Source organism: Bradyrhizobium genosp. SA-3, assembly GCF_004212635.1.
GTDB lineage: Bacteria > Pseudomonadota > Alphaproteobacteria > Rhizobiales > Xanthobacteraceae > Bradyrhizobium.
In genome coordinates this window covers 95,035-121,440 of the sequence record NZ_PSRT01000003.1, presented here as the reverse complement: position 1 = coordinate 121,440, position 26,406 = coordinate 95,035, and the positions used below count along the sequence as shown (strand labels likewise).

The following is a 26,406-nucleotide window of genomic DNA, read 5'->3' as shown; positions in this document are numbered from 1 at the left end:
CCGTCCTTGCCGGCGGGCAGCGCGAGCGCGGCTTCGAAATCGGCGCGCGCGTCGTCGGCCTGGCCGCGGGCGAGGAACGCCAGGCCCCGGTCGAGGCGGGCCTGCGCGTCCGAGGGATCGAGGCGGACCGCCGTGCTGTAGCTCAGGATGGCGCGGTCGAGATCGCCCTTGGCAGCGAGCGCAAGACCGCGCTGGTGATAGGGCCCGGCGAGCTTGGGATCATGCGCGATCGCCTCGTCATAATCCGCAATCGCAAGCTCCAGATCGCCGTTCTGCCGGCGCGCCAGCGCCCGGTCGCGATAGAGCGAGGCGCGATTGGGATTGAGGTGGATGGCCTCGTCGAAATCGGCGATCGCCCGCCTGAAGTCGCCGTGGCGCAGCGCGATCCGCCCGCGCCCCTCATAGGCGAAGGCGATCAGCGAGCCGCGCAGCGGCGAGAAGCCGATCACGGCCGAGCAGATGTCGGGATCGTCCTCGTCGCCGCAATTGACGACCATATGCGTGGACAGCCCAATGAGCCCGCAAAGGACGATCAGCAATGGTACGGCAGCTCTGGTCATCTTCGACGCTGGCCGGCTGAGGTCCGGCCACGCATCCCCTTTCGAAGAAATGGTCTCGCCGGGGTGTTAACACCGGCGCCGGGAATCCTGTGTGCGCCAGGTCACAAAGCCTGGCGCAAATTCCAGCCGGTTCCGCATCAGCCCCAAGGACCGCGCGAAGGGCCAGGTGACGACGAACGGCCCCACGGGCTTCGCGGCGGATAGTTCTCGTTGGCGCCGACCGACGGCGCCGCCTGCGCGCCGAGCTCGGCCGCGAGCTGTTGAAGCGCCGCGATGCGGTTCTGGGTCGAGGGATGGGTGGCGAACAGATTGTCCACGCCGTGGCCCGACAGCGGATTGATGATGAACATGTGCGCGGTCGCGGGGTTTCGCTCCGCTTCCAAGTTCGGCACCTGATGCGCGGCGCTCTCGATCTTCACCAGCGCGGACGCCAGCCACATCGGCTGTCCCGCAATGCGCGCGCCGAGATTGTCGGCGGCATATTCGCGCGTGCGGCTGATCGCCATCTGCACCAGCATGGCGCCGAGCGGGGCGAGGATCATCATCAGGATCGAGCCGACGATGCCCAGACCATTGTTGTTGTCGCGATTGCCGCCGAAGAACATGCCGAACTGCGCCAGCATGGAGATCGCGCCGGCGATGGTCGCGGTGATCGTCATCAGAAGCGTGTCGTGATGCTTGATATGCGCGAGCTCATGCGCAATCACGCCGGCGAGTTCCTCGCGGCTGAGCTGGTTCATCAGGCCGGTGGTGACGGCAACCGCGGCGTTCTCGGGGTTGCGTCCGGTCGCGAAGGCGTTGGGCTGCGGCTCGTCCATCAGGAACACGCGCGGCATCGGCAATCCGGCGCGGCCGGCAAGCTCGGCGACGAGACCGACCAGCTCCGGCGCGCTGGCACGGTCGACCTCATGGGCGCCGTACATCGATAGCACCATGCGGTCGGAGTTCCAGTAGGTGAAGAGATTGGTCGCGGCGGCAATGACGAGCGCGATCATGGCGCCCGAGGCACCGCCGATCAGATAGCCCACGCCCATGAACAGGGCAGTGAGGCCTGCGAGCAGCATTGCGGTACGAAGATAGTTCATGGCCGTCTCCTGGCGCGGCTGCGCCGCTGGAGGCATTGCAGGCCGGCAAGCCTGAGGTAGGGATGACCCCGGCCCGGGTGCAAGGTTTCAAGGTGCGTCGCGGGGCCGCGGCACTGGCTTGAGCGCGAACGTTCCATTAAACTTCGTCAAGAATTCAAGCGCCCCTTCCCCTCCGGAAACCTCATGCTCCTGACCCGATGTGCGATCGCGACCATTGCTCTCGTCGCGTGCTCCTTTGCTGCCTCCGCCCAGTTCGCGCCAACGCCCGTCAAGCCCGCAGCTCCGAAACCCGCTCCCTCGCCGCGCGCGGCGTCGTGCCACAATGGCGCGAGCTTCGACCGCTTCCTGGCCGACGTGAAGCAACAGGCGATGGCTGCGGGCGTGTCGCAGCGCACGATCGCGGAGGCTTCGCCGTATCTCGTCTATGACCAGGGCATCGTCAACCGCGACCGCGGCCAGCGCGTGTTCGGTCAGCTCTTCACCGAATTTGCCGGCCGCATGGCCGCGCCCTATCGCATGCAGAACGGACAGCAGCACATCAAGCAATACGCGGCCGCATTCGCGCGCGCCGAGAAGGAATATGGCGTACCGGCGGCCGTGATCGCAGCTTTCTGGGGGTTGGAGAGCGACTTCGGCGCCAACATGGGCAATCTGCCGACGCTGAAATCGCTGGTGTCGCTCGCCTATGACTGTCGCCGCTCCGAGATGTTCGTGAATGAGACCATCGCCGCACTGAAGATCATCGACCGCGGCGATCTGCATCCCGAGGAGATGATCGGCTCCTGGGCCGGCGAGCTCGGGCAGACGCAGTTCCTCCCCGTGCATTACGTCAACTACGCGGTCGACTATGACGGCGACGGGCGGCGCGACCTGTTGCGCTCGGGACCCGACGTGATCGGCTCGACCGCGAATTACATCGCCAATGGATTGAAGTGGCGGCGCGGCGAGCCGTGGCTGGAGGAGATCAAGGTGCCGCAAAACCTGCCGTGGGATAAGACCGATCTCACGGTGCGGGAGCCGCGTTCGACATGGGCCCAGCTCGGGGTCACGTACCCCGACGGACGGCCGCTGCCGAACGACAATCTCGCGGGGTCCGTGCTGCTGCCGATGGGGCGCTTTGGGCCGGCTTTCATGGCGTATGCGAATTTCGCGGCTTACACCGAGTGGAATAACTCACTGATCTACTCGACCACCGCGGGCTATCTCGCCTCGCGCATCGCCGGTGCCGCGCCGATGCGCAAGCCAGTGGCGTCGGTGGCGCAGCTGCCGTTCAACGAGCTCAAGGAATTGCAGCAGTTGCTGGTGCGTGCCGGTTTCAATGTCGGCAAGGTCGACGGCGTGCTCGGCCAACAGAGCCGCGCCGCGGTGAAGGCGATGCAGATCAAATACGGCCTGCCGGCCGATTCCTGGCCGACCGCGGAGCTCTTGGCACGCATGCGCGGCGGCACGGCGCAGGCGCAGCCGGTGGGGATCGTGAGGTAGGCGACCGCATCCGCTGTCATGCCCCGGCTTGCCGCCTTCGCTAAAGCTTCGGCGGCCGAGCACCCCTGTGGCCCCGGCGTAGCCTTGGCGGAGCCGGGACCGGGGCATCCAGTACTCCGCGGCTTCGTGGACGATCACAGCGGTCTCGGAGTACTTGGATCGCCCGGTCAAGCCGGGCGATGACAGCGAGGGTGTGGCGACGACGGTATCGCCGAGGTCGCGGCATAGAATTTTCGCATCGCACAAGCCGCTTCCGCGATTGTATTTTTCCATGACGCTCCCATGTGAGTGGCTCAGGTTTTCTCCTGAGGTTTCCCAACCATCACAGCGAGCATCACATGTCCTTCTACGACGCGGTCGTCCCCGCCTATCTGCAAATGCTGAACAGCCTCACCGGCCTGCTCACCAAGGCGGAGGCACATTGCGCGGCCAAAAAGATCGACCCCGGCGTCCTGCTCGGATCACGCCTCTTTCCGGACATGCTGCCGCTGTCGAAGCAGGTCCAGCTCGTCAGTGATTTCGCCGCCAAGGGCTGTGCGCGGCTGACCCATAGCGAGGTGCCCGCGACGGCTGACACCGAGACTAGCTTCGCAGAGCTGAAGCAGCGCCTGGCCAAGACCATCGACTACGTGAAGTCGTTCAAGCCCGAGCAGTTCGAAGGTGCCGACGTCAAGGACGTCACCTTCCCGGCCGGTCCGGACAAATCCATCACCATGAAGGGCCAGCAATTCCTGAGCGCGTTCTCGCTGCCGAACTTCTATTTCCACGCCACGACCGCCCACGGCATCCTGCGCCACAACGGGGTCGAGATCGGCAAGCGCGATTTTCTCGGCGCGAACTGATTTGCCAAATCGCACGGCCGCGTAGCGGAATTCTCCTGGCGCGGCCGGAATTGCGCATGAATCATGCTACGTGGGCCTTGCCGCGTAGCTCGCCTGCACTTTGAGTATGGCTCCGCCCTTGCGCCTGATGTCGCGATGCACAAGTGTTCGTGACCTCTCATTGCCCGGAAGCATTCCCCATGAGCCGTCCGACCAAATTGTTTGAGACCTACAAGCTCGGCCCGATCACGCTGGCCAATCGCCTGGTGATGGCGCCGCTGACGCGCAACCGCGCCGTGCCCGGAACGTTTGTGCCAAGCCCGCTCGCCGCCGATTATTACAGCCAGCGCGCCTCCGCAGGGCTTCTGATCACCGAAGCGAGCCAGGTCTCGCAGCAGGGTCAGGGCTACCAGGACACGCCCGGCATCTATTCCAAGGACCAGGTCGCCGGCTGGCGCAAGGTCACCGATCGCGTGCATGAGCGCGGCGGCAAGATCTTCATCCAGCTCTGGCATGTCGGCCGCATCTCGCATGTCGATCTCCAGGCGAATGGCGCGGCCCCGGTGGCGCCGAGCGCGATCCGCGCCAAAGGCAAGACTTTCGTGAACGGCACCTTCGCCGACGTCTCGGAGCCGCGGGCGCTCGAGCTCTCCGAAATTCCTGGGATCATCGACGACTTCAAGCGCGCGACGAAGAATGCGCTCGAGGCCGGCTTTGATGGCGTCGAGATTCATGGCGCCAACGGCTATCTGCTCGATCAGTTCGCCCGGGACGGCGCCAACAAGCGCACCGATGCCTATGGCGGCTCGATCGAGAACCGCGCGCGGCTGATGCTCGAAGTCTCCAAGGCGGTTGCCACTGAAGCCGGCGCCGACCGCACCGGCATCCGCATCTCGCCGGTGACGCCGGCCAACGACCTCTCCGACTCCAACCCGCAAGCCTTGTTCGATCACATCGTCGACGGCCTCAGCGCGCTCAAGCTGGTCTATCTCCACGTCGTCGAGGGCGCCACCGGCGGTCCGCGCGACATCGCGTCGTTCGACTATGCGTCCTTGCGCAAGCGCTTTGCCGGCACCTACGTCGCCAACAACGGCTACGATTTCGATCTCGCCACCAAGATGCTGGACGCGAACGCGGCCGACCTCATCGCCTTCGGCAAGCCCTTCGTCTCCAACCCCGACCTAGTCGAGCGGCTGAAGCAGGGCGCAGGCCTGAACGATTGGGACAAGGCCACGTTCTACGGCGGCGGCGCCAAGGGGTACACGGATTACCCGACGCTGGCGGCCGAGCCGGCGGAGTAAGGCTGCTTCTTCCGTCATTGCGAGGGGCTCTTGCGACGAAGCAATCCAGACTGGCTCCGTTGAAAGACTCTGGATTGCTTCGCTGCGCTCGCAATGACGGCGCGGTTGCAGGGTGCGCTCACCAACAAAGAAGGCAGTGGCTGCACCCGGCCTGTACCTGCCGGCAGACTCATGCCAACGCGCGCGTCTCGGACTCGGACGCCACCATCCGCTCCACGATGCGACGCATGCGCTGCGGGGCGGCATCGATGGCGAGGCGGATGGTCTTGGCATTGGAGCGGGCCTGCACGACCTCCTCGATGCGCTCCAAAATCTCCTTGTCCTCGTTAAAGGCGATACGGAAATCGGCGTGCAGGCGCTGATCGACATCGGCATCGTCAAGCGCAAAATTGCGCACATGGAGCCAGTGATCGATGCAGATGTGATCGTCGACCGGCGTGATGAAGTGGCATGCGAAGATGCGCAATCCCCTGCCCCGGTCCGTGGGATCGACGATCTTGCCCGCGTCCGCGCTGCCGAAATCGATCACCGCGATACAGGGCGCGATATAGTCGTAGTAGTGCCAGCGATCGACATTGCCGGCGAAATTGCCGTACTTGGCGAACAGCGGTATCGGCGGCGCGTTCCTGATCCACCGCCACACCAGCACGCCGTCCTCGGAAACGGTGTGCTCCACCGGAATTTCTTCGCTGGCCGAATTGCCGAGCGTCGACAGGTGGACGAAGCTGACATGCGCGGGATCGCAGAGATTGTCCGCGAGGTTGAGATAGCTGGTTTCGATTCGAAGAGCGTCTCCTTCCGCCGCATGCCAGTCGTTCTGACCGTATTGCGGCAGATCATAAATCCGCGACGGGTCGGCGAGCGCGGGATCGCCGGGCCAGATCCAGACCAGTCCCATCTTCTCCCTGAGCGGATAGGACGACACCCGTGCATTCGGCGGGATCATCGGCTGACCCGGAATCCGGACACAGCGCCCGTCGGACCCAAATGTCATTCCGTGATAGCCGCACTCGATTGCATCGCCCTTGAGCTTGCCCATCGACAGCGGCGCCAACCGATGTGGACAAGCGTCGTCGAGCGCAACGACGCCACCCGCTTCGCTGCGGTAGACGACAAGGTCCATGCCGAGAATGCGATGGCGCGACAGCGTGCGCGTGACGTTGCGCGACCACGTCAGCGGGTACCAGGTGTTGCGGGGAGCAAGCAGATTCATGCGGCACCTCTAGTTCTTGAGCTTGGCCATCACCTCGGCGTCGGCGGGCTGGTAGTCGGCGCCGTCGACATAGCGCCAGTCGGTCATCACGCCCTGGCCGTCCCGTACTGCGAGCTTGCCGACATAGACGCCCATGGTGGATTGATGGTCGATCGCCCGGAACGCGATCGGCCCCACCGGCGTATCGACCTTCAGATGCTCCATCGCCTTGATCAGATCATCGGTCTTGGTCGAGCCGGCCATCTCGATCGCCTTCGCGAGAACCAGCGTGTTGGTGTAGCCGATGAGCGCGCCGATGTTGGGCGGCTCCTTGAAACGAGCGACATAGGCCTGCAGGAATGCATCATGGGCGGGGGTCTTGATCTCGCTCCAGGGATATCCGGTGACCAGCCAACCGGGCGGCGCTTCGTCCCTCAAGGGTGCGAGATATTCCGGCTCCCCGGAGAGGATGCTGACGACAGCGCGGTTTGCGAACGCCTTGCGCGTCGATCCCTCACGCACGAACTTGGCGAGGTCGGCCCCGAACGTCGCGTTGAAGATGGCGTCCGGGCTCTCCGCCATCATCGCCTGCACGACCGCACCTGCGTCGATCTTGCCGAGCGGCGGCCATTGTTCGGAGACGAATTCGACGTCGGGCTTCAGTCGCTTCAGTTCGCGCTTGAAGCTCGCCACCGCCGCCTGACCGAACTCGTAGTTCGGTGCAATCGTCGCCCAGCGCCGCGCGGGGAACTTGGCCGCCTCCTTTGCGAGGATGGACGCCTGGGTATACGTGCTCGGTCGCAGCCTGAACGTATAGCGATTGCCCTTCTCCCAGATGAGGGCATCCGTCAGGGGCTGCGAGGCGAGGAAGAATACCTGCTTCTGCTTGGCGAAATCGGCGACGGCGAGGCCGACATGGGAGAGGATCGTGCCCGTCAGCAAGTCGACTTGCTCACCGTCGACGAGCTGACCGGCTGCGGTGATGGCCACGTCCGGCTTGCCAGCGTCGTCGCGGGCGACAATCTGGAGCTTGCGGCCTAGCACGCCGCCTTTGCCGTTGATCTCGTCGCGCGCGAGTTCCCAGCCCTGGCGATAGCCGCGGGTCCCCAGCGGGAGGGCCGAATAGCTTGAGATCTCGCCGATCTTGATCGGCGGCGGCTCTGCGGCCCGACCTGCGCCGCAGGTCACCGTCAGGACGAGTCCAACGAGCTTCGCAGCAGCCGAAATGCGCATATCAGCCTCCCGCCATTGGGACCAGCGTATGTATGTAGTACTTACTACATAGCGAATATCATGAGCTAATGGTTGTCAATGGCGAAGAATCGGCGGGCTTGCCAAAAAAACGGCAGGCCCCATCCTGCTGGTTGTGATTCCCTGGGATACGCGATGCCCAACGATACAGAGCTGCCAGCCCGTACACTGGCCGGCCCGCGCCTCAAGCGGGCGGCCAAGCGGAAAAAAGCCTCAACGGTTCGACGGACGCGAGCGCCCGACCAGACCCGCGAGGCCATTCTGCGCGCGGCCGTCGCCGAATTTGCCCGCGAAGGCTATGGCGGCGCACGGGTCGATCGCATCAGCAAGGCCGCCAAGAGCAACGACCGGATGCTCTACTACTACTTCAAGAGCAAGGAGAAGCTCTTTCACCAGGTCATCGAGCATTGCTATGCCGATCTGGTCGCGTCGGAAGAGGCGCTCGATCTCGATTTTTCCAGGCCGCGCCAGGCGCTGGCGGCGCTGGTCGCCTTCAATTGGAACTACTATTGGGCCCACCCGGAGCTGCTCAGCATTCTCGCCACGGAGAATCTCTTCAAGGGCCGTCACGTCAAGAACAACATCCGCCGCAGCTTCGCCAATACCCAACTGGGCATGCTGGAGCGCGTGCTCCAGAGCGGCATCGAGCGGCGTGAATTCAGGCCGGACTGCGACCGCCTTCACCTTTATCTCTCGATCCTCTCGCTCACCTATTTCTACCGCGCCAACCTCTACACGCTGTCGAGCTACATGCAGACCGACCTCGCCGATCGGGAGATGCGGAGCGCGTGGCTTGCACATGTGCAGACCATGATCGAGGATCTGGTGAGGCGGAAGGAGTGAAGGCGCGCGCCCCAGGCTCGCAATGACGGTGTGGAGATAGCGCGCCGAACTCCCAGAAAAAAGGAGAAGGCCGGGATCGCTCCCGGCCTTTGGTGTTTGATGGATGGCCGGGTCATTTTCGCGAAGACGCGCTTCGCGCTTCAGCCCGGCCATGACAAGCTTCGCTTGTCACTTGGCTTCCGCGCGCTTGGGCGGGGTGGCCGGCCACGACTTGATCAGCGTGTCGTAGTCGACCGTCTCACCCTTCGGCTTCTCGTTGGCGAGCTTGCGCTGCGGAGCAATCGTGCCGTCCTTCTGGGCCTTGGCGAACCAGTATTCGGCCGATTCCTTCTTGTGCAGCTTCGGACCGCAGGCGCCCTGCACGCCGGACTTCTCCAGGCGCTCCATCACGGAGTCCTGGGCGGCCGCAAGGGCATCCATCGCGGCTTGCGGCGTCTTCGCACCGGACGACGCATCGCCGATGTTCTGCCACCAGAGCTGCGCGAGCTTCGGATAGTCGGGCACGTTGTTGCCGGTCGGGGTCCACTGCACGCGGGCGGGCGAACGGTAGAACTCGATCAGGCCGCCGAGCTTCGGCGCACGTTCCGTGAAGGACTTATCCCAGATGTCGGATTCACGGATGAAGGTGAGACCGACATGGCTCTTCTTCAGGCTCACCGACTTGGAGACGATGAACTGGAGATAGAGCCAGGCTGCCTTGCGGCGATCCGCCGGAGTCGACTTCAGCAGCGTCGCGGAGCCGGCGTCCTGGTAGCCGAGCTTCATGCCTTCCTTCCAGTAGGAGCCGTGCGGCGACGGAGCCATGCGCCACTTCGGCGTACCGTCCGCGTTCACCACCGGCAGACCAGGCTTCACCATGTCGGCGGTGAAGGCGGTGTACCAGAAGATCTGCTGGGCGATGTTGCCCTGCGCGGGCACCGGGCCGGCCTCCGAGAAGGTCATGCCCTGCGCCTGCGGCGGCGCGTACTTCTTCAGCCACTCGAGATACTTGGTGATCGAGTAGACCGCGGCCGGACCGTTGGTGTCGCCACCACGCTCCACCGAGGAGCCGACCGGACGGCAGCCTTCCATACGGATGCCCCACTCGTCGACCGGCAGGCCGTTCGGAATGCCCTTGTCGCCGTTGCCGGCCATCGACAGCCAGGCGTCGGTGAAACGCCATCCGAGCGAGGGGTCCTTCTTGCCATAGTCCATATGGCCGTAGACCTTGACGCCGCTGATCTCCTTGATGTCGTTGGTGAAGAACTCCGCGATGTCCTCATAGGCGGACCAGTTCACGGGCACGCCGAGCTCGTAACCATACTTGGCCTTGAACTTGGCCTTGTAGTCGGGATTGGTGAACCAGTCGTAGCGGAACCAGTAGAGGTTGGCGAATTGCTGGTCGGGAAGCTGATACAGCTTGCCGTCCGGCCCCGTGGTGAACGACTTGCCGATGAAGTCGTTGACGTCGAGCATGGGATCGGTGACGTCCTTGCCCTCGCCGCTCATGTAATCCGACAGCACGATGGTCTGGCCGTAGCGGAAGTGCGTGCCGATCAGGTCGGAATCGTTGATCCAGCCGTCATAGACGTTCTTGCCCGACTGCATCTGGGTCTGGAGCTTCTCGACGACGTCACCTTCCTGGATGAGGTCGTGCTTGAGCTTGATGCCGGTGAGCTCGGAGAACGCCTTGGCCAGCGTCTGGGATTCATATTCGTGGGTCGTGATGGTCTCGGAGACGACGTTGATCTCCATGCCCTTGAAGGGTTCGGCGGCCTTGGCGAACCATTCCAGCTCCTTCTTCTGGTCTTCCTTCGACAGCGTCGAGGGCTGGAATTCCGCGATCCACTTCTGGATCACGGCGTCGTCGGCGGCGCGAACCGGCGCCGAGACGGCGAACGACACCGCAACAATCGCGGCGACGCTGGACATGGTCAGAAAGCTATTCTTGGTCAATGGACCTTTCCTTCTCCTAAACTGTCGCATGTTATTCCTCCGTTGCAGCGACAAACTTTTATACAGGCCCGGGTTGGTCCCGGATCTGGCCGTCCCTTCGCGAGCTTCAGACCGTGCGGAAAATGAGCACGGCCGTGGCCAGCGAAATTCCTGACGCGAGCCACAGGCTCGAGATCTCAAAACCTTCCTCGCCAACCGGCAGCGTGGCGATCGCATCGGTGCCGACGAGGCCGATCCACAGGAGGTGGATGACGGCGGCCGCGATCAGCGAGATGAACAGGCGGTCGCCGCGCGTGGTCGGAATGCTGAGCACGCCGACGCGCTCGGCCTCGGGATAGACCGCGGCGAGCCACGTCATCACGGCCAGCGTGCAGGCGAGCGCGGCGAAGAAGATCGCGGTCGGCAGCGTCCAGGCCATCCATGCGATGGATTCCATGCTCGCCTCCTTACACGCGGCCGAGCGCGAAACCGCGCGCGATGTAGTTGCGGACGAACCAGATCACGAGCGCGCCCGGAATGATGGTGAGCACGCCGGCGGCGGCGAGCAGGCCCCAATCCATGCCGGCGGCCGACACCGTGCGCGTCATGATCGCGGCGATCGGCTTGGCCTGCACCGAGGTCAGCGTGCGCGCGAGCAGGAGCTCGACCCAGGAGAACATGAAGCAGAAGAACGCGGCGACGCCGATGCCGCTCGCGATCAGCGGCACCAGGATCTTGATGAAGAAGCGCGGGAAGGAGTAGCCGTCGAGGAAGGCGGTCTCGTCGATCTCGCGCGGCACGCCGGAGACGAAGCCTTCGAGGATCCACACCGCCAGCGGAACGTTGAAGATGCAGTGCGCGAGCGCGACCGCCCAGGGCGTATCGAACAGGCCGATCGCCGAATAGAGGTTGAAGAACGGCAGCGCATAGACCGCGGCCGGCGCCATGCGGTTCGACAAGAGCCAGAAGAACAGGTGCTTGTCGCCGAGGAAGCGGTAGCGCGAGAAGGCGTAGGCGGCCGGCAGCGCCACCGCGATCGAGATGATCGTGTTGAGGACGACGTATTCCAGCGAGTTGATGTAGCCGGAATACCAGCTTTCGTCGGTGAAGATGCGCTTGTAGTGCTGGAGCGTCGGGGTGTGCGGCCACAGCGTCATCGTCGAGACGATCTCGCTGTTGGTCTTGAAGCTCATGTTGACGAGCCAGTAGATCGGCAACAGCAGGAAGATCAGGAACAGCCCCATGACGAGGCGGCGGCCGGGGATCGAATGCATCAGGCCACTCCTTCCTTTGGCTTGAGCGCGGGCACGGGCTTGAGCCCGACCGAAGGCTTGGGCTCCACCGCCGGCTCGCTCTCCGCCTGAACTTTGCGTTCGACGCCGGCATTGGTCATGACGGTGTAGAAGATCCAGCAGACGATCAGGATGATCAGATTGTAGACCAGCGACAGCGCCGCGGCCTTGCCGAGGTCGAACTGGCCGAGCGCGATCTTGACGAGCTCGATCGACACGAAGGTCGTCGAGTTGCCGGGCCCGCCGCCGGTGACGACGAAGGGCTCGGTGTAGATCATGAAACTGTCCATGAAGCGCAGCAGCACCGCGATCAAGAGCACGCGGTTCATCTTCGGCAGCTGGATCGCCTTGAACACGGCCCAGCGCGAGGCGCCGTCGATCTGGGCGGCCTGGTAATAGGCTTCGGGAATCGACTTCAGGCCGGCATAGCAGAGCAGCGCGACGAGGCTGGTCCAGTGCCAGACATCCATCACGATGACGGTGACCCAGGCGTCGATGTCGTTGGAGACGTAGTTATAGTCGAAGCCCGTCGCGTTGAGGACATAGCCGAGCAGGCCGATGTCGGGGCGGCCGAAGATCTGCCAGATCGTGCCGACCACGTTCCACGGAATCAGCAGCGGCAGCGCGAGGATGACGAGGCAGGCCGCGACGGTCCAGCCCTCGCGCGGCATCGACAGTGCGACGACGATGCCGAGCGGCACTTCGATGGCGAGGATCACCAGCGAGAAAAACAGGTTGCGGCCGAGCGAGGCGAGGAAGCGGCCGCCGAGATCGGTCGAAGGATCGAGCAGCTCCTTGAACCAGCCGACGCCGTTCCAGAAGAACTGGTTGTTGCCGAAGGTGTCCTGCATCGAATAGTTCACCACCGTCATCAGCGGCAGCACCGCCGAGAAGGCGACGACCAGGAACACCGGCAGCACCAGGAACCAGGCTTTTTGGTTGACGGTCTTGTCCATCAGGCGGCTCCTTCCACCAGAAGGCTGTCGGCATAGACGTGGACGTGCGACGGATCGAACTTCAGCCCGGCGTTGCCGTCCGAGCTGGTGAATCCGCCAGGGGCGCGCGCGGCGAGCTTTGCGTCCCCGAGGCGCGCACGCGCGAAACGGATGCGGCCGAGATCGTCGATGCGCTCGACCTTCGCGGTGAGCAAGTCGGGCGCGGGCGCGACGACCTCCACGAATTCGGGACGGACGCCGATCTCGATCTTGGCGCCCGAAGGCAGATTGTCGTAGCTGCGGTTGAGCGCGATGACACGGCCGCCGATCCGCGCCTCGCGTCCCCTCACCTCCGCGGGCAGGATGTTCATGCCGGGCGAGCCGATGAAATAGCCGACGAAGGTGTGCGCCGGCTTATCGAACAGTTCGGCCGGCGTGCCGCTCTGCACCACGCGGCCGTCATGCATGACGACCACGGTGTCGGCGAAGGTCAGCGCCTCGGTCTGGTCATGGGTAACATAGATCATCGTGAGGTCGAGCTCGCGATGCAGCGCCTTCAGCTTGGAGCGGAGCTGCCATTTCAGCTCGGGATCGATCACCGTCAGCGGCTCGTCGAACAGCACTGCGGCGACGTCGGAGCGCACCAGGCCGCGGCCAAGCGAGATCTTCTGCTTGGCGTCGGCCGTGAGCCGCGTCGCCTTGCGGTTCAGATAGGGTTCGAGATCGAGCAGGCGGCCGATCTCGGCAACGCGCTTGTCGATCTCGGCCTTCGGCACGCCGCGGTTCTTCAGCGGAAACGCCAGGTTCTGCCCGACCGTCATGGTGTCGTAGATCACCGGAAACTGGAATACCTGGGCGATGTTGCGCTTCTGGGTTGACAGCGGTGTGATGTCCACCCCGTCGAACATGATTCTTCCGCGCGAGGGCGTGATGATGCCGGAGATGACGTTGAGCAGCGTGGTCTTGCCGCAGCCGGACGGCCCGAGCAGCGCATAGGCGCCGCCCTGCCGCCAGGTCATGGTGACGGGCTTCAGCGCAAAGCTTTCCGGCGCGGCATCATTGCCGCCATAGGAGTGCGCGAGATCAACGAGGTCAATGCGGGCCATGGCGCATCTCCCTCAAGAGCTTTTTCTGTTTGACGCGTTTTCTTCACGCGAACCGCTACGCACTTCGCCTGAAAACGCTATGCCAGGTGCCGCGACGAGCCGGTCGGCCGCGTCGAAGACAAAGACATCATTGGGGTCGAGCACGGCATCGATGGTCTGGCCGGGCTCGAACTCGTGCACGCCGTGCAGCACTGCCACCCAATTCAATCCGTCGCGGGTCAGATGCACGAAACTCTCCGAACCGGTGATCTCGGTCACCGTCACCGTGGCGTGGAAGGCGTGGCGGTCGGCCTCGCCATTGGCAAGTCCGAGCTGATGCGCGCGGAAGCCGACGCGATAGGCGCCGTCGGCAAGGCCGGCATAGAGCCCCGAGGCCGGTGAGGCCGTGCCGCCGGCATATTGCACGGAGCCGTTCTTCTTCTCGAGACCGACGAGATTGAGCGGCGGATCCGAAAACACCTGTGCGACGCGCAGCGTCTGCGGGCGGCGGTAGACGTTGGCGGTCTCGCCCATCTGAAGCGCCCGTCCCTCCCACATGCACACCGTGTTGCCACCCAACAGCAGCGCTTCGGTCGGCTCGGTCGTGGCATAGACGAAGATCGCGCCGGAAGCCTCGAAGATGCGCGGCAGCTCGGCGCGCAGCTCCTCGCGCAGCTTGTAATCGAGATTGGCGAGCGGCTCGTCGAGCAGCACGAGGTCGGCGCCCTTGACCAGCGCGCGGGCGATCGCGGTGCGCTGCTGCTGGCCGCCGGAGAGCTGGAGCGGCGTGCGCTTCAGGAACGGCTCGAGCCTGAGCAGTCTTGCAGCCTCCGCGACACGCGCCTCGATCTCATCGCGCGGCTTGCCCTGCACGTGCAGGGGCGAGGCGATGTTCTCATAGACCGTGAGCGAGGGGTAATTGATGAACTGCTGATAGACCATGGCGACCGAACGCTGGCGCACGTCGGCGCCGGTGACGTCCTTGCCGCCAACCAGCACCTTGCCCGTGGTCGGCTTGTCGAGGCCTGCGAGCAGCCGCATGATCGAGGTCTTGCCTGACAGCGTCGGCCCGAGCAGCACGTTGAGCGTGCCGCTTTCGAGCGTCAGCGAGACGTCGCGGATGTGCGGGATCCCCTCGACAGTCCGGGTCACGTGATCGAGTGTCACGGTCATGAGCGTCCTCCCGCTTCCAGCAGGGGAGTTTGCGCCACGGCGTGGGTCCTGATCCAGTCGTCAAGCGCCGCGATCTCGTCGGCAGATAGTCGCAGGCCGAGCTTGGAACGGCGCCAGACGACGTCCTCGGCGGTGACCGCCCATTCATTGGCCATGAGATAGCGGACCTCGCGCTCGGTCAGCGTCGCACCAAAGGCCTGGCCGAGATCGGCGGCCGATTTCGCATCGCCGAGCAGCTTGATTGCCCTGGTGCCGTAGGCGCGGGCGAGGCGCCGCGCATGCTCGTGGCTGAGGAAGGGATAGCCGCGCTGGAGCTCGGCGATCAGGCCGTCAATGTCGGATACGTTCATGTCCCCGCCGGGCAGCGGCCATTTGCCGGTCCAGCCCTCGCGCGCTTTCGCGCTGCGAAGATAAGGCGCGAGCCGTTCCAGCGCCTCTTCGGCGAGGCGACGGTAGGTCGTGATCTTGCCGCCATAGATCGACAGCAGCGGCACGCCGCCGGGTGTGTCGAGCTCGAACACATAGTCGCGGGTCGCGGCCTTGGCTTCGCTGGCGCCATCGTCATAGAGCGGACGCACCCCGGAATAGGTCCAGACCACGTCCTCTGGCGTGACCGGCTTGGCCAGATATTCGCTGGCGGCAGCGCAAAGATACTGGATTTCCTCAGGTGTCGCCTTCACCTTGGCGGGATCGCCGTCATAGTCGCGGTCGGTGGTGCCGATCAGCGTGAAATCGTCCTGGTACGGGATCACGAAGATGATGCGGCCGTCGGCGTTCTGGAACATGTAGGCGCGGTCGTGGTCGTAGAGCTTCTTGACCACGATGTGCGAGCCCTGGACCAGACGTACCTTGGCTTTCGCATTGACGCCGGCGCCGCGGCCGAGCACGTCCTCGACCCAGGGACCGCCGGCATTGATGAGGGCGCGCGCCTGGATCGACGAGCGCGCGCCGGTCAGCGCGTCGACCATGCTCACGGTCCAGACGCCGTCGGACTGGCGGATCTCGGTGGCGCGGGTGCGGGTGCGGATCTCGGCGCCCTTGTCGGCGGCATCGCGCGCGTTGAGCACGACGAGGCGGGCGTCGTCGACGAAGCAGTCGGAATATTCGAACGCGCGGGAGTAGCGGTTCGGGATCAGCGGGCGTCCGACCTCGTCGTGCCGGAGATCGATCGTGCGCGTGGCGGGCAACAGGTGGCGGCCGCCGATGTGGTCGTAGAGGAAAAGGCCGAGGCGCAGCAGCCAAGCCGGGCGCAGGCCGGCATGATGCGGCAGGACGAACCTCAGGGGGCGGATGATGTGGGGCGCGATGGCCCAGAGGATCTCGCGCTCGATCAGCGCCTCGCGGACCAGGCGGAACTCGTAATATTCGAGATAGCGCAGGCCGCCATGCACCAGCTTGGTCGACCAGGACGACGTCCCGCTCGCCAGATCGTTCATTTCGCACAGGAAAACCGTGTTGCCGCGGCCCACCGCATCGCGCGCGATGCCGCAGCCGTTCACACCGCCTCCGATGATGGCGAGGTCGAAAATACGCTCCAACAGACGCACCCCCCGAAGACCGCCCGTTCCATCGAGCGGCTACTTTCGCTTTTGATTAGATCACACCGCGAAACGAAAGCAAGATGAAAGAGAGACGGAAGGAAGTGAAAGCGGAACGATTTTTGTGGGCGCTAATGGAAAATCGGCAACGTGGCGGGCGCCTTAAGGAACCAAAATGCACCCAGTGGGAAGTGCGGGACCCGTATCAAAGCGATGCTTTAAAGGGCTTGAATGTAGAAACATGCCTACATATAATCTGTATTCGACGGGAGCCCCTGGCCAGGAGGCGCAAGCAATGGTGACCACGCTCACCAGCCGAGAGTTCAATCACGATACCAGCGGCGCTAAAAAAGCAGCTTCGCGGGGACCGGTCTTTATAACGGACCGCGGCCGACCGGCCCATGTCCTGCTGACGATCGAAGATTATTTGCGCCTAACTGGCGGGCACATGAGTCTTGCCGAAGCCTTGGCGCAGGCCGGAACGGACTTCGATTTCGATCCGCCGCGCATTGCCGGCGGGATCTTCAAGCCCGCCGATCTCGACTGATGTTTCTGCTGGACACCAATGTCATTTCCGAACTGAGGCGACCAGATAAAGCTCATCGCAACGTCGCCGCCTGGGCCAGTTCAATTCCGGCGGCAAGCTTCTTCATATCCGTCATCTCGATACTCGAAATCGAACTTGGCGCACGCCTTATCGAGCGCAAAGACACCACGCAAGGTGCCATTCTGCGCGCTTGGATCGACAATCACATTCTGGCTCGCTTTGAAGACCGAATCCTGGCCATAGACACCGCCGTGGCGCAACGCTGCGGCCAACTTCACGTTCCCAACCCGCGGGCCGAACGCGACGCTCTCATTGCGGCAACCGCGTTTGTTCACGGCTTGACGATCGTTACGCGCAACGTCGGGGATTTCGAAGCTACCGGCGTGCCGCTGCGCAACCCGTGGGGCGGCGCCTGAGGCACTATCGCAGCCTGACCACCGGCGCCGCTTCAGGCGCGGCGTCTTGTGCATCGGCCTGGGCCTCATCGATCTCCCTCACCTCCTTCGGCATTGCTTCGACCACCTCGATGCCCTTGCTGTGGCAGATGGTGGCGAGGCGCTCGGGCAGCTCCTGGTCGGTGACGAAGGTCTGGATCTGGGTGATGTGGGCGATGCGTACCGGCGCGCTGCGGCGTAGCTTTGTGGAATCGGCGACCAGCATGACGCTGCGGGCATTGGCGATGATGGCCTGCGCCACCTGCACCTCGCGATAGTCGAAGTCGAGCAAAGCGCCCTCTTCATCGATCGCGGACGCCCCGATGATGGCATAGTCGACCTTGAACTGGCCGATCAGCTGCGTCGCGGTCGAGCCGACCACCGCGCCGTCGGCGCGCCGCACCGTACCGCCGGCGACCACCACCTCGATGCGGGGATGGCGGTAGAGCAGCATGGCGACGTTGAGATTGTTGGTGATGACGAGCAGGTCCTCGTGCGAGGTCAGCGCACTCGCGACTTCCTCGGTGGTGGTGCCGATGTTGATGAAGAGCGAGCAGCCGTTCGGGATCAGCGAGGCGGCGGCGGCGCCAATCGCCTTCTTCTCGTCGGCGGCGACGAAGCGGCGGGCCTCGTAGGCGAGATTTTCGACGCCCGAGGCGATGATGGCGCCGCCATGGATGCGGGTCAACGATCTCCGCTCGCAGAGATCGTTGAGATCTTTCCGTATGGTCTGCGCGGAGACCTCGAACCGGCGCGCGAGCTCCTCGACCATGACGCGGCCCGAAGCGCGCGCGATGTTGAGGATTTCGGCTTGGCGATGGGTCAGTCCGGTCACGGCAAGGGCCTCACATCAGGAAGCTGCATGGTGCGGCGGTTCACGCGTCCGGTCAATGCGTGATCACGGTTAACGGACAAGGCTCTTCACCACGCCATCGCGGCTGCGAGGTGCGCAAGCAGCTCCGGATCGTCGAACGCACTGGCGGAAGCGACCGCGCCGGCCGCAACGAGGTCAGCATGGCTGAGCGTGGTTCGCAGCCCAATGGTGGGGATGCCGGCCGCCGCCGCCGATTGCACGCCGGAGCGTGAATCCTCGAACGCGATCGAGGCTGGCGCGCTGGCGCCGACGAAGCGCAGCCCCTCCTGATAAGGCAGCGGATGCGGCTTGCCGTGCGGCAGCTCGTCGCCGATCACGATGGCCTTGAACCGCTTGGTGATGCCGAGGCCCGAAAGCAATAGCTCGGCGTTGAGGCGCGGCGCGTTGGTGACGGCAACCATGGGGATGCCTGCGCCATCTGCACAGTCGAGCAGCGCCATCAGCCCCGGTATCGGCGCGATCTGCCCGACCACCAGATCACGAAAGATCGCCTCCTTCTCGCCGAGGATCGCGAGTCGCCGTTCCGGCGATTCGTCTGGCAGAAATCGCTCCCCGATCGACACATTGGAAAAGCCCTGAAGCTCGCGCTTGAAGCGCTCATCATCCACGACGTGGCCGCGCGGGGCGAACACGCGGTGAAAGGCCTCGCGATGAAGCGGATCCGTATCGGCCAGCGTGCCGTCGATATCGAACAGTAACGCCCTGCCCATCGCTTGCCTTTTGGCCTCGATCATTTCCGTACTTTCCCAAATGCGCGGCGCATCAATGCGGAAGACGTATCAATACGACCTCGAAGGCGCAATGACGCATCCACATGACGACAATGCGACACTCGACAAAGTCGCGCGCGGCTGCAACACTCGTCGCAAGATCAAAAAGGAGGAAACGATGACGATCAACCGACGCGATCTGGCTCTCTCGACTCTCGCCGTCTCCGCGCTCGCTTTCACAGCACCGGCGTTCGCTGCCTCGGCAGACGAAGAGGCCGTGGCGAAGAAGGTCGAGGCCTTCCGCCTCGCCCAGATCGCGGCCGACCCGAAGGCGCTCGGCGCGCTGTGCTGGGACGATCTCAGCTACAGCCATTCCAGCGGCAAGGTCGAGGACAAGGCGACCTTCATCGCCAACGCCACCGACGGCAAGTCGAAATTCCTCTCGATCGAATACAAGGACCCCACCATCAAGGTCGTCGGCCCCGCCGCGATCGTGCGCTTCCACTGGCTCGGCGAACAGGAGATGGCGGCCGATGGGAAAAAAGTATCGACCAACCTCCACATCCTGATGAACTGGCAGAAGCAGGGCGACGAGTGGAAGCTGCTCTCAAGGGCGGCGACAAAGTTGTGATGAACAACGTCATTCCGGATCGCGCCGAAAGGCGTGGATCCGGAATCCATTGATCAGCGTATTTTGAGGCGCAATGTATTCCGGGTTCGCGCTATGCGCGCCCCGGAACGCAGCGTCGTTTACGCCGCCTCCTTCTCCTCGCCATCAATCAGCTTGCGCGCGGCGCGCTCAGCTTCGCGGGCGTTGCGGAAGAGTTGACCTTCGAGACGGTTGAAGCGGTCGGATGAGGAGAAGAAGCAGTAGCCTCCCTGAGAACGAACGACGATACCCGCGGTCTGCGAATTGACTTCGATGATGTAGCTGTCCGGCATGGTCCGTGGATTCCTCAGTGCGGGCAGATAACGATGCTCCTGCCCAAAGGTTCCCCAGGCATTTGAGGCCGTTTCCACCCCGAATCGACACGCAATTGAGTACGCCGGGACCTCATCCGTTTTATGACTGGTTCTTGACTGGTTCTTGGCGAAGGAACGACGCGATGGCTTAGTCGCGCCGCGTTTGGCGGTGCTTGCTGCGTCTTCGTGAGATGAGGCAGAGCGTCGCGATTACGTCGCGATCGTCGTATCGGTCGAGCGAACCGCCTGCGGGCGGCCGTGCTCGTCGATCGAGACGTAGGTGAAGTTGCCGTCGGTGACGAGGAATGGATGCTCCTCGCCGCGCCGCAGCGCCCAGGCTTCCAGATGCGCGGTGAGCGAGGTGCGACCGACGCGCACGAGATTGGCGTAGACCGACACGAGATCGCCGACATAGACCGCTTTGCGAAAATTCATCGCTTCGATCGCGACGGTCACCGTGCGCGACTTCGCGACTTTCGAGGCGAACACACCGCCGCCGACATCCATCTGGCTGAGCAGCCAGCCGCCGAAGATGTCACCATTGGCATTGGTGTCGGCGGGCATCGCCAGCGTGCGGATGCAGAGATCGCCGCTCGGCCCGGTATTGGCTTGTTCGTTCATGCCTGTCTCACTTGAAATTGTCCCAGCCCGGATCGGGCGCGAAGCGCTCGCCGAATCGCTCGGCCAGTGCGCGCAAGGTGGATACGACATTCTCCACGCCGCGCGTGCGCGCATAGTTCAACGGACCGCCGCGGAACGGTGCATAACCGGTGCCGAAGATCATGGCGCCATCGACCGCGTCGGCATCGTCGACGACGCCTTCGCGCAGCGCCGCGACGCAGACGTTGGACATCGGCAGCACCAGGCGATCGATCATCTGGTCGGTGACGCGCGGACCGGTCTCGGGAAGCTGTGCCTTCTCCGCCTTGCCGTCCTTCCAGACATAAAAACCCTTGCCGCTCTTGCGGCCGAGTTCGCCCTTGGTGACCTTCTCGCGCAGCCAGGCCGGCGTCGGCGGCAAGAGATCGCCGAACTTGGTGCGCAGCATGTCGCCGACATCGAGACAGATGTCGAGCCCGACCTGGTCGGCCAGCTCGATCGGTCCCATCGGCATGCCGAACTGCTCGGCCGCGGCGTCAATCAATCGCTGGTCGATCTTCTCGTCCAGCATCACCATCGCTTCCAGCATGTACGGTGTCAGCGCGCGGTTGACGAGGAAGCCGGGCGAGCTCTTCACGGCGAGCGGCAGGCGGTCAATCGCGCCGACGAAGGCGAGCGCCTCCTTCACTACCTCAGGGGCGTTGCCGTCATGACTGACGACCTCGACCAGTTGCAGCCGCGACACCGGATTGAAGAAGTGCAGGCCGACCAGCCGCTCCGGCCGCGCCAGCGTCGTTCGCAGATCCTGGAGCGGAATGCTCGACGTGTTGGTCGCAAGGATCGCGCCGGGCTTCATCCGCGGCTCGAGGCCGGCATAGACCTTCTGCTTCAGCTCGAGCTTCTCCGGCACGGCCTCGATGATGAGATCGGCGTTGCGCGCGCCTTCCCCGTCCATGTCAGGGATGAGGCGATCGAGTGCGTCGCGCACCTCGGTCGGCTTGCGGATGATCTTGCCGTAGAGCTCGTTGGCGCGCTTCACGGCGCCGGCGATCGGCTCCGCCTTCATGTCGGCGAGCGAGACGCGCAGTCCCTGCCCTGCGCACCAGGCCGCGATGTCGCCGCCCATGGCGCCGGCGCCGATGACATGGACATGCTTGATGGCGTTGCCGCTGCCCGCCGCCTTCTTCATCTGCTCGCGCAGGAAGAACACGTGGATCAGGTTCTGTGCGGTCGGCGTCACCATCAGCTTGGCAAATGACGCCTGCTCGGCCTTCAGCATCGCGGCCTTGCTGCCGCCATGGGCCTCCCAGAGATCGATCAGCGCGTAAGGCGCCGGATAGTGCTCGCGGGATGCCGCCTTCGCCGCCTCCGAGCGCATCCGCTTGGCGAGCAGCCCGCGCACGAGGCCGAAACCCGCCGCGCGCGTCAGCAAGCCCGGCCGCGCCCGCTTCAGGCGGCCGAACAGCGCATCCTTCACGGCGTTGTGGACGTGGCGCTCCTGCGTGACGGCGTCGACGAGGCCGAGCGATCTGGCGCGGCGCGCATCGATGGTGCGCCCAGTCAGCATCAGGGCCATCGACTGCGTCGGATTGACCAGCGCGGTGAAGCGCGCGGTGCCGCCGAGGCCGGGATGCAGGCCGAGCATCACCTCCGGGAAGCCGAACCGCGCGCCCTCGATGGCGATGCGCGCCTGGCAGGCGAGCGCAACCTCGAGGCCGCCACCGAGGCAGAAGCCGTGGATGACCGCCACCGTCGGCAACCTCAAGGCTTCCAGATGGTCGACCACCGCATGCGCGGCGCGGATGCGCGTCTCCACCATGTCGGGATCGCTGGCGCCGCGGAATTCGTTGATGTCGGCGCCGGCAATGAAGCCGGACGCCTTGGCCGAACGGATCACGAGGCCGGCGGGGCGCTCGGTCTCGATCGCCGCGAGCACAGCGTCGAACTCCTCCATCACATCCGAGGACAGCGTGTTGGCGCTTGTCTCGGCGCGGTCGAACAGCAGCCAGGCGACACCATCGGCATCGCGCGTCAGCTTGAAGTGCTTGTAGGGACCGTCGGTCGCAGGCTTGGGCCCGAGCGCCAGCACGCGGTCGCCAAGCGCGGTCATGATCTTGGAATCCATGGTCACACCGCCTCGATCAGCATGGCGCCGCCGAGCCCGCCGCCGATGCATTCGGTGGCAACGCCGCGCCGCGTGCCAAGCCGCTTCATGGCGTTGACGAGATGCAGCACGATCCGGTTGCCGGAGGTGCCGACGGGATGGCCGAGCGAGATCGCGCCGCCGTCGACATTCAGTCTTTCGTGGTCGATCTCGCCGGCTGCGCCGTCGAGGCCGAGAATCTCACGGCAGAATTTATCGTCCTTCCACGCGGCGAGACAGCCGAGCACTTGCGTCGCAAAGGCCTCATTCAGCTCCCAGGTCTCGACGTCCTTGATGGTGAGGTCGTTGCGCTGGAGCAGCGGCGTCGCCGACATCACCGGACCCAGGCCCATGATGCTGGGATCGAGCGCGGCCCAGTTGCTGTCGACGATGACGGCTTTCGGCGTCAGCTTGTGCTCGGCGACCGCGGCGTCGGAGGCCAGGATCACCCAGGAGGCGCCATCGGTGATCTGCGAGGAATTTCCGGCGGTGACCTGTCCCCAGGGGCGCTCGAACACCGGCCGGAGCTTTGCCAGCGTCTCGGCCGTCGAGTCCTTGCGCACGCCGTCGTCATGGTCGAAGAACTTGCCGTCACGCGAGAACGCGGTCTCGACCTCGCCCTTGAGAAAACCCGCGTCTTGCGCATGCGCGAGCCTGCGATGGCTCTCGGCGGCGTAAGCATCGGACTGCGCGCGGGTGATGCCGAAGAGATGGCCGACGACCTCGGCGGTCTGGCCCATGTTCAGATCGGTGACGGGATCGGTCAGTCCGCGCTCGAGGCCGATGATCGGCTTGAGATAACGCGGCCGCAGCTTGAAGGCCGCGGCGAGCTTCGCAGCCACGCCCTTGGCGGTCGCAAGGCCGGCAAACCAACGCACGCCGGAATTCGGCCAGACCAGCGGCGCGTGGCTCAGCGCCTCGGTGCCGCCGGCCAGGATCATGTCGGCATGGCCTTCGCGGATGTAGCGGTAGGCGGTGTCGATCGACTGCATCCCGGAGCCGCAATTGATCTGCACGGTGAAGGCAACCATGTCCTCGCCCATGCCGAGCCGCAGCGCGGCGACACGGGCCGGGTTCATCTCGTCCGCAATCACGTTGACGCAGCCGAGGATGACCTGATCGAAGTCAGCCGGGGCGAACGGCTGGCGCGCCAGCAGCGGCCGGCCGCATTGCACGGCAAGATCGACCGGCGTGAACGGCCCTGGTCCCGAACGCGCCTTCAGAAACGGCGTGCGACTGCCGTCGACGATGAAAACCGGTCGCGCCATCAGCTCGCCGCCCTCTGTTCACCGAGTTCCTGGAAGAATTGATGCACGTCGGTGGATTTCTTGTAAATCGGTGACAGCGCCTCCGGCGCAAAATCATCGACCTCGATGACTTGTGAGACGGCCTGATGGGCGGCGGCGAACTGCTCGCCCTCGGCTTGCGTGATCACGCCTTTGGTGACCGCCTCCTTCCAGTCGCGGACATGCGCCGCGCGCATGCGCTTGGCGATGGCCTCCGTGCCCGCGACCAGCTTGAACGCGCGCTCCAGCCGGGCAAAGCCGCCGTTGTCATCGACATGGGCCAGATCGGGCGTGAGGCGCTCGCGCGCCGCCGACGGCTCCAGCACCAGGCTCGCACATTCATGCACGACACGGTCGGAGGGGCCGAGCACGCGGGCACCGAAGGGCTGGACCACGAGCTTGAGGAAGATTGCGACAAAGCGGTTCGGCAGATTGGCGAGAATTTCGGCGAGCCGGTTCTCGATGGTCCGGAAGCCCGTCGCCATGCACCATTCCAGCGCGGCGAAATCCTCCTTTTGCCGGCCTTCGTCCTGCCAGCGTTTCAGCACCGCCGAGAGCAGATAGAGCTCGGACAGGATGTCTCCGAACCGCGCCGACAGCATCTCCTTGCGCTTGAGCGCACCGCCGAGCGTCAGCAGCGCCATGTCGGCGCAGAGCGCGAAAGCGGCGGAGTAACGCGAGAGCTGGCGATAGAAGGGCGTGGCATCGCCCGCGTCAGGCGCAAGCGCGAAGGCGCCAAAGGTCCAGCTCCGGCCGAAGGCGCGGAACAGGGTCCGGAAGCTGTGGCCGACGTGCTTCCAGAACGCCTTGTCGAATGCGGTGAGCCCGCGCTCGCGGTCGGTATCGGCGAGCGCATTCATCTCGTCGAGCAGATGGGGATGGGCGCGGATGGCACCCTGCCCGAACACGATGAGATTGCGAGTCAGGATGTTGGCGCCTTCCACCGTGATACCGACCGGCACGGCGCGATGGAGGTTGCCGAGATAGTTTTGCGGACCGTCAATCACGGCCTTGCCGCCGTGGATGTCCATGGCATCGTCGATCGCGACCCGCATCCGCTCGGTCGCGTGCAGCTTCATGATGCCGGAGATGACGGCAGGATGAATGCCGGCATTCAGCGCCGCGCAGGTCAGCCGCCGCGCGGCGTCGAGCTGATAGGCGGTCGCGACGATGCGCGCGAGCGGCTCCTCGACGCCCTCGAACTTGGAGATGGAGATGCCGAACTGCTCGCGGATGCGGGCATAGGCACCGGTGGTACGCGCGGCATAGGCGGCACCCGCAGCAGAGAGCGATGGCAGCGAGATGCCGCGGCCGGCGGCGAGCGCCGTCATCAGCATCTTCCAGCCCTGCCCCAGCCGAGCCTCGCCGCCGATGACATAGTCGAGCGGAATGAAGACGTCGCGGCCCCGGTTCGGGCCGTTCTGGAACACTTGCATTGACGGCAGATGACGGTGACCGATCTCGACGCCGGTCAGATTGGTCGGGATCAGCGCCACGGTGATGCCGAGCTCTTCCTGATCGCCGACGAGATGATCGGGATCATAGGCCTTGAAGGCAAGGCCGAGCAGCGTCGCGACGGGGCCGAGCGTGATGTAGCGCTTGTGCCAGTTGAGCCTGAGGCCGAGAACTTCGCGGCCCTCGAAATCGCCCTTGCAGATGATGCCGGTGTCGACCATCGAGGCGGCATCGGAGCCGGCCTCGGGGCTGGTGAGGCCGAAGCAGGGAATGTCGCGGCCGTCGGCGAGGCGCGGCAGCCAGCGCTGCTGCTGCTCCCTGGTGCCGAAGCGCATCAAGAGCTCGCCGGGGCCGAGCGAGTTCGGCACCATCACCGTGACCGCGGCCGCGATCGAGCGGGTCGAGATCTTGCGCACGACTTCGGAATGCGCATAGGGCGAGAAGCCGAGGCCGCCAAACTCCTTCGGAATGATCATGCCGAAGAACTTTTCGCGCTTGACGAAGTGCCAGACGTCCGGCGGCAGGTCGCGCCATTCCCAGAAGATCTTCCATTCGTCGAGCATGGCGCAGAGCTCGTCGACGGGCCCTTTGAGGAAAGCCTGCTCCTCCGCGGTCAACCTCGCCTGCAGGACCTTCAGCAGCTTCGACCAATCAGGGTTACCGGTGAAGAGATCGGCGTCCCACCAGACGTCACCGGCCTCCAGCGCCTCGCGCTCGGTGTCGGACATCGCCGGCAGCACGCCGCGCGCGAGAGTGAAGATCGGCTTGGTCAGGGTGTCGCGGCGGAAGCTCATGGCTGACCTCATGCATCGGCGCGGTTATCGGGCATTTTAGCGGAAACTGGCTGGCGGAGGCGAACACTTCGCCTGCGAAATTGACGCGGCCGGGCGGCGCGTCAGGGCCATAACGGCCGGGGCGCGGT

At 64.5% G+C, this 26,406-nt stretch carries 25 protein-coding genes; 7 read left to right on the top strand and 18 right to left on the bottom strand.

Annotation, left to right across the window (positions count from 1 at the left end; genetic code table 11):
- A partial coding sequence (locus CWO91_RS01700; RefSeq protein ID WP_130211982.1) for a tetratricopeptide repeat protein occupies positions 1-560 on the bottom strand: 560 nt, incomplete at its 3' end.
- 137 nt (positions 561-697) lie between these two features.
- On the bottom strand, positions 698-1,645 hold the full coding sequence (gene htpX, locus CWO91_RS01695) for a zinc metalloprotease HtpX (RefSeq protein ID WP_130211981.1): 948 nt from the start codon (positions 1,643-1,645) through the stop codon (positions 698-700).
- Positions 1,646-1,828: 183 nt separating this feature from the next.
- Between htpX and CWO91_RS01690 the strand changes: the two genes are divergently transcribed.
- The 3 genes from CWO91_RS01690 to CWO91_RS01680 all read left to right on the top strand — a co-directional run bounded on the left by CWO91_RS01690 (position 1,829) and on the right by CWO91_RS01680 (position 5,249).
- Positions 1,829-3,127, top strand: a complete 1,299-nt coding sequence (locus CWO91_RS01690; protein ID WP_130211980.1) for a lytic murein transglycosylase — start codon at positions 1,829-1,831, stop codon at positions 3,125-3,127.
- 338 nt (positions 3,128-3,465) lie between these two features.
- The gene (locus CWO91_RS01685; protein WP_130211979.1) at positions 3,466-3,969 is read left to right on the top strand and encodes a DUF1993 domain-containing protein; all 504 of its coding nucleotides are present in this window, start codon (positions 3,466-3,468) and stop codon (positions 3,967-3,969) included.
- 179 nt (positions 3,970-4,148) lie between these two features.
- Positions 4,149-5,249: an alkene reductase gene (locus CWO91_RS01680; protein WP_130211978.1), complete on the top strand. Its 1,101-nt coding sequence runs from the start codon at positions 4,149-4,151 to the stop codon at positions 5,247-5,249.
- 169 nt (positions 5,250-5,418) lie between these two features.
- On the opposite strand, the gene CWO91_RS01675 is transcribed toward CWO91_RS01680, so the two are convergent.
- Positions 5,419-6,462: an aromatic ring-hydroxylating dioxygenase subunit alpha gene (locus CWO91_RS01675; protein ID WP_130211977.1), complete on the bottom strand. Its 1,044-nt coding sequence runs from the start codon at positions 6,460-6,462 to the stop codon at positions 5,419-5,421.
- A gap of 9 nt (positions 6,463-6,471) precedes the next feature.
- A complete protein-coding gene (locus tag CWO91_RS01670) occupies positions 6,472-7,674 on the bottom strand; it encodes an ABC transporter substrate-binding protein (protein WP_130211976.1) in 1,203 nt (400 codons plus the stop codon).
- 153 nt (positions 7,675-7,827) lie between these two features.
- Between CWO91_RS01670 and CWO91_RS01665 the strand changes: the two genes are divergently transcribed.
- Entirely contained in the window at positions 7,828-8,535 is a 708-nt protein-coding gene (locus CWO91_RS01665) for a TetR/AcrR family transcriptional regulator (RefSeq protein WP_130211975.1), read from the top strand.
- 168 nt (positions 8,536-8,703) lie between these two features.
- On the opposite strand, the gene CWO91_RS01660 is transcribed toward CWO91_RS01665, so the two are convergent.
- The 7 genes from CWO91_RS01660 to glpD form a co-directional block, all read right to left on the bottom strand.
- Positions 8,704-10,446 (bottom strand): ABC transporter substrate-binding protein, encoded by a 1,743-nt coding sequence (locus CWO91_RS01660; protein WP_165405173.1) that lies wholly within the window; start codon positions 10,444-10,446, stop codon positions 8,704-8,706.
- A 130-nt stretch (positions 10,447-10,576) separates the two neighbouring features.
- Positions 10,577-10,906, bottom strand: a complete 330-nt coding sequence (locus CWO91_RS01655; RefSeq protein WP_130211973.1) for a DUF2160 domain-containing protein — start codon at positions 10,904-10,906, stop codon at positions 10,577-10,579.
- Positions 10,907-10,916: 10 nt separating this feature from the next.
- Complete coding sequence (locus CWO91_RS01650) at positions 10,917-11,723, bottom strand: carbohydrate ABC transporter permease (protein WP_091898072.1); 807 nt, start codon at positions 11,721-11,723, stop codon at positions 10,917-10,919.
- A complete protein-coding gene (locus tag CWO91_RS01645; RefSeq protein WP_130211972.1) occupies positions 11,723-12,697 on the bottom strand; it encodes a carbohydrate ABC transporter permease in 975 nt (324 codons plus the stop codon). The genes CWO91_RS01650 and CWO91_RS01645 overlap by 1 nt, the downstream gene beginning before the upstream one ends.
- Positions 12,697-13,782 carry an ABC transporter ATP-binding protein gene (locus tag CWO91_RS01640; RefSeq protein WP_130211971.1) on the bottom strand — a complete coding sequence of 362 codons (1,086 nt, stop codon included), beginning with the start codon at positions 13,780-13,782 and terminating at the stop codon, positions 12,697-12,699. Before CWO91_RS01640 ends, CWO91_RS01645 begins: the two co-directional genes overlap by 1 nt.
- A gap of 12 nt (positions 13,783-13,794) precedes the next feature.
- A complete protein-coding gene (locus CWO91_RS01635; protein WP_130211970.1) occupies positions 13,795-14,934 on the bottom strand; it encodes an ABC transporter ATP-binding protein in 1,140 nt (379 codons plus the stop codon).
- Entirely contained in the window at positions 14,931-16,481 is a 1,551-nt protein-coding gene (gene glpD / locus CWO91_RS01630; RefSeq protein WP_130211969.1) for a glycerol-3-phosphate dehydrogenase, read from the bottom strand. The genes CWO91_RS01635 and glpD overlap by 4 nt, the downstream gene beginning before the upstream one ends.
- A 286-nt stretch (positions 16,482-16,767) precedes the next feature.
- Between glpD and CWO91_RS01625 the strand changes: the two genes are divergently transcribed.
- Entirely contained in the window at positions 16,768-17,019 is a 252-nt protein-coding gene (locus tag CWO91_RS01625) for a type II toxin-antitoxin system prevent-host-death family antitoxin (RefSeq protein WP_091898062.1), read from the top strand.
- A complete protein-coding gene (locus tag CWO91_RS01620) occupies positions 17,019-17,435 on the top strand; it encodes a type II toxin-antitoxin system VapC family toxin (RefSeq protein WP_130211968.1) in 417 nt (138 codons plus the stop codon). Before CWO91_RS01625 ends, CWO91_RS01620 begins: the two co-directional genes overlap by 1 nt.
- Positions 17,436-17,439: 4 nt before the next feature.
- Here CWO91_RS01620 and CWO91_RS01615 read toward each other — a convergent pair whose 3' ends face one another.
- Positions 17,440-18,288: a DeoR/GlpR family DNA-binding transcription regulator gene (locus CWO91_RS01615; RefSeq protein WP_091898058.1), complete on the bottom strand. Its 849-nt coding sequence runs from the start codon at positions 18,286-18,288 to the stop codon at positions 17,440-17,442.
- Positions 18,289-18,374: 86 nt separating this feature from the next.
- Complete coding sequence (locus CWO91_RS01610; RefSeq protein WP_130211967.1) at positions 18,375-19,061, bottom strand: HAD family hydrolase; 687 nt, start codon at positions 19,059-19,061, stop codon at positions 18,375-18,377.
- Positions 19,062-19,215: 154 nt separating this feature from the next.
- Between CWO91_RS01610 and CWO91_RS01605 the strand changes: the two genes are divergently transcribed.
- Positions 19,216-19,668, top strand: coding sequence for a nuclear transport factor 2 family protein (locus CWO91_RS01605; RefSeq protein ID WP_130211966.1), 453 nt, complete (start codon positions 19,216-19,218; stop codon positions 19,666-19,668).
- A gap of 119 nt (positions 19,669-19,787) precedes the next feature.
- Here CWO91_RS01605 and CWO91_RS01600 read toward each other — a convergent pair whose 3' ends face one another.
- The 5 genes from CWO91_RS01600 to CWO91_RS01580 form a co-directional block, all read right to left on the bottom strand.
- On the bottom strand, positions 19,788-19,979 hold the full coding sequence (locus tag CWO91_RS01600; RefSeq protein ID WP_130211965.1) for a hypothetical protein: 192 nt from the start codon (positions 19,977-19,979) through the stop codon (positions 19,788-19,790).
- Positions 19,980-20,210: 231 nt separating this feature from the next.
- A complete protein-coding gene (locus CWO91_RS01595) occupies positions 20,211-20,621 on the bottom strand; it encodes an acyl-CoA thioesterase (protein WP_130211964.1) in 411 nt (136 codons plus the stop codon).
- 7 nt (positions 20,622-20,628) lie between these two features.
- Positions 20,629-22,725, bottom strand: coding sequence for a 3-hydroxyacyl-CoA dehydrogenase NAD-binding domain-containing protein (locus tag CWO91_RS01590; RefSeq protein ID WP_165405170.1), 2,097 nt, complete (start codon positions 22,723-22,725; stop codon positions 20,629-20,631).
- A 2-nt stretch (positions 22,726-22,727) separates the two neighbouring features.
- On the bottom strand, positions 22,728-24,011 hold the full coding sequence (locus CWO91_RS01585) for an acetyl-CoA C-acetyltransferase (protein ID WP_130211962.1): 1,284 nt from the start codon (positions 24,009-24,011) through the stop codon (positions 22,728-22,730).
- Entirely contained in the window at positions 24,011-26,278 is a 2,268-nt protein-coding gene (locus CWO91_RS01580) for an acyl-CoA dehydrogenase (protein WP_165405169.1), read from the bottom strand. Before CWO91_RS01580 ends, CWO91_RS01585 begins: the two co-directional genes overlap by 1 nt.
- Positions 26,279-26,406 lie beyond the last annotated feature (128 nt).

Coding starts and splice junctions, on each gene's coding strand:
- htpX (WP_130211981.1), bottom strand. CDS start 1,645: ATGAACTATCTTCGTACCGCAATGCTGCTCGCAGGCCTCACTGCCCTG.
- CWO91_RS01690 (WP_130211980.1), top strand. CDS start 1,829: ATGCTCCTGACCCGATGTGCGATCGCGACCATTGCTCTCGTCGCGTGC.
- CWO91_RS01685 (WP_130211979.1), top strand. CDS start 3,466: ATGTCCTTCTACGACGCGGTCGTCCCCGCCTATCTGCAAATGCTGAAC.
- CWO91_RS01680 (WP_130211978.1), top strand. CDS start 4,149: ATGAGCCGTCCGACCAAATTGTTTGAGACCTACAAGCTCGGCCCGATC.
- CWO91_RS01675 (WP_130211977.1), bottom strand. CDS start 6,462: ATGAATCTGCTTGCTCCCCGCAACACCTGGTACCCGCTGACGTGGTCG.
- CWO91_RS01670 (WP_130211976.1), bottom strand. CDS start 7,674: ATGCGCATTTCGGCTGCTGCGAAGCTCGTTGGACTCGTCCTGACGGTG.
- CWO91_RS01665 (WP_130211975.1), top strand. CDS start 7,828: ATGCCCAACGATACAGAGCTGCCAGCCCGTACACTGGCCGGCCCGCGC.
- CWO91_RS01660 (WP_165405173.1), bottom strand. CDS start 10,446: ATGTCCAGCGTCGCCGCGATTGTTGCGGTGTCGTTCGCCGTCTCGGCG.
- CWO91_RS01655 (WP_130211973.1), bottom strand. CDS start 10,906: ATGGAATCCATCGCATGGATGGCCTGGACGCTGCCGACCGCGATCTTC.
- CWO91_RS01650 (WP_091898072.1), bottom strand. CDS start 11,723: ATGCATTCGATCCCCGGCCGCCGCCTCGTCATGGGGCTGTTCCTGATC.
- CWO91_RS01645 (WP_130211972.1), bottom strand. CDS start 12,697: ATGGACAAGACCGTCAACCAAAAAGCCTGGTTCCTGGTGCTGCCGGTG.
- CWO91_RS01640 (WP_130211971.1), bottom strand. CDS start 13,782: ATGGCCCGCATTGACCTCGTTGATCTCGCGCACTCCTATGGCGGCAAT.
- CWO91_RS01635 (WP_130211970.1), bottom strand. CDS start 14,934: ATGACCGTGACACTCGATCACGTGACCCGGACTGTCGAGGGGATCCCG.
- CWO91_RS01625 (WP_091898062.1), top strand. CDS start 16,768: ATGGTGACCACGCTCACCAGCCGAGAGTTCAATCACGATACCAGCGGC.
- CWO91_RS01620 (WP_130211968.1), top strand. CDS start 17,019: ATGTTTCTGCTGGACACCAATGTCATTTCCGAACTGAGGCGACCAGAT.
- CWO91_RS01610 (WP_130211967.1), bottom strand. CDS start 19,061: ATGATCGAGGCCAAAAGGCAAGCGATGGGCAGGGCGTTACTGTTCGAT.
- CWO91_RS01605 (WP_130211966.1), top strand. CDS start 19,216: ATGACGATCAACCGACGCGATCTGGCTCTCTCGACTCTCGCCGTCTCC.
- CWO91_RS01600 (WP_130211965.1), bottom strand. CDS start 19,979: ATGCCGGACAGCTACATCATCGAAGTCAATTCGCAGACCGCGGGTATC.
- CWO91_RS01595 (WP_130211964.1), bottom strand. CDS start 20,621: ATGAACGAACAAGCCAATACCGGGCCGAGCGGCGATCTCTGCATCCGC.
- CWO91_RS01590 (WP_165405170.1), bottom strand. CDS start 22,725: ATGGATTCCAAGATCATGACCGCGCTTGGCGACCGCGTGCTGGCGCTC.
- CWO91_RS01585 (WP_130211962.1), bottom strand. CDS start 24,011: ATGGCGCGACCGGTTTTCATCGTCGACGGCAGTCGCACGCCGTTTCTG.
- CWO91_RS01580 (WP_165405169.1), bottom strand. CDS start 26,278: ATGAGCTTCCGCCGCGACACCCTGACCAAGCCGATCTTCACTCTCGCG.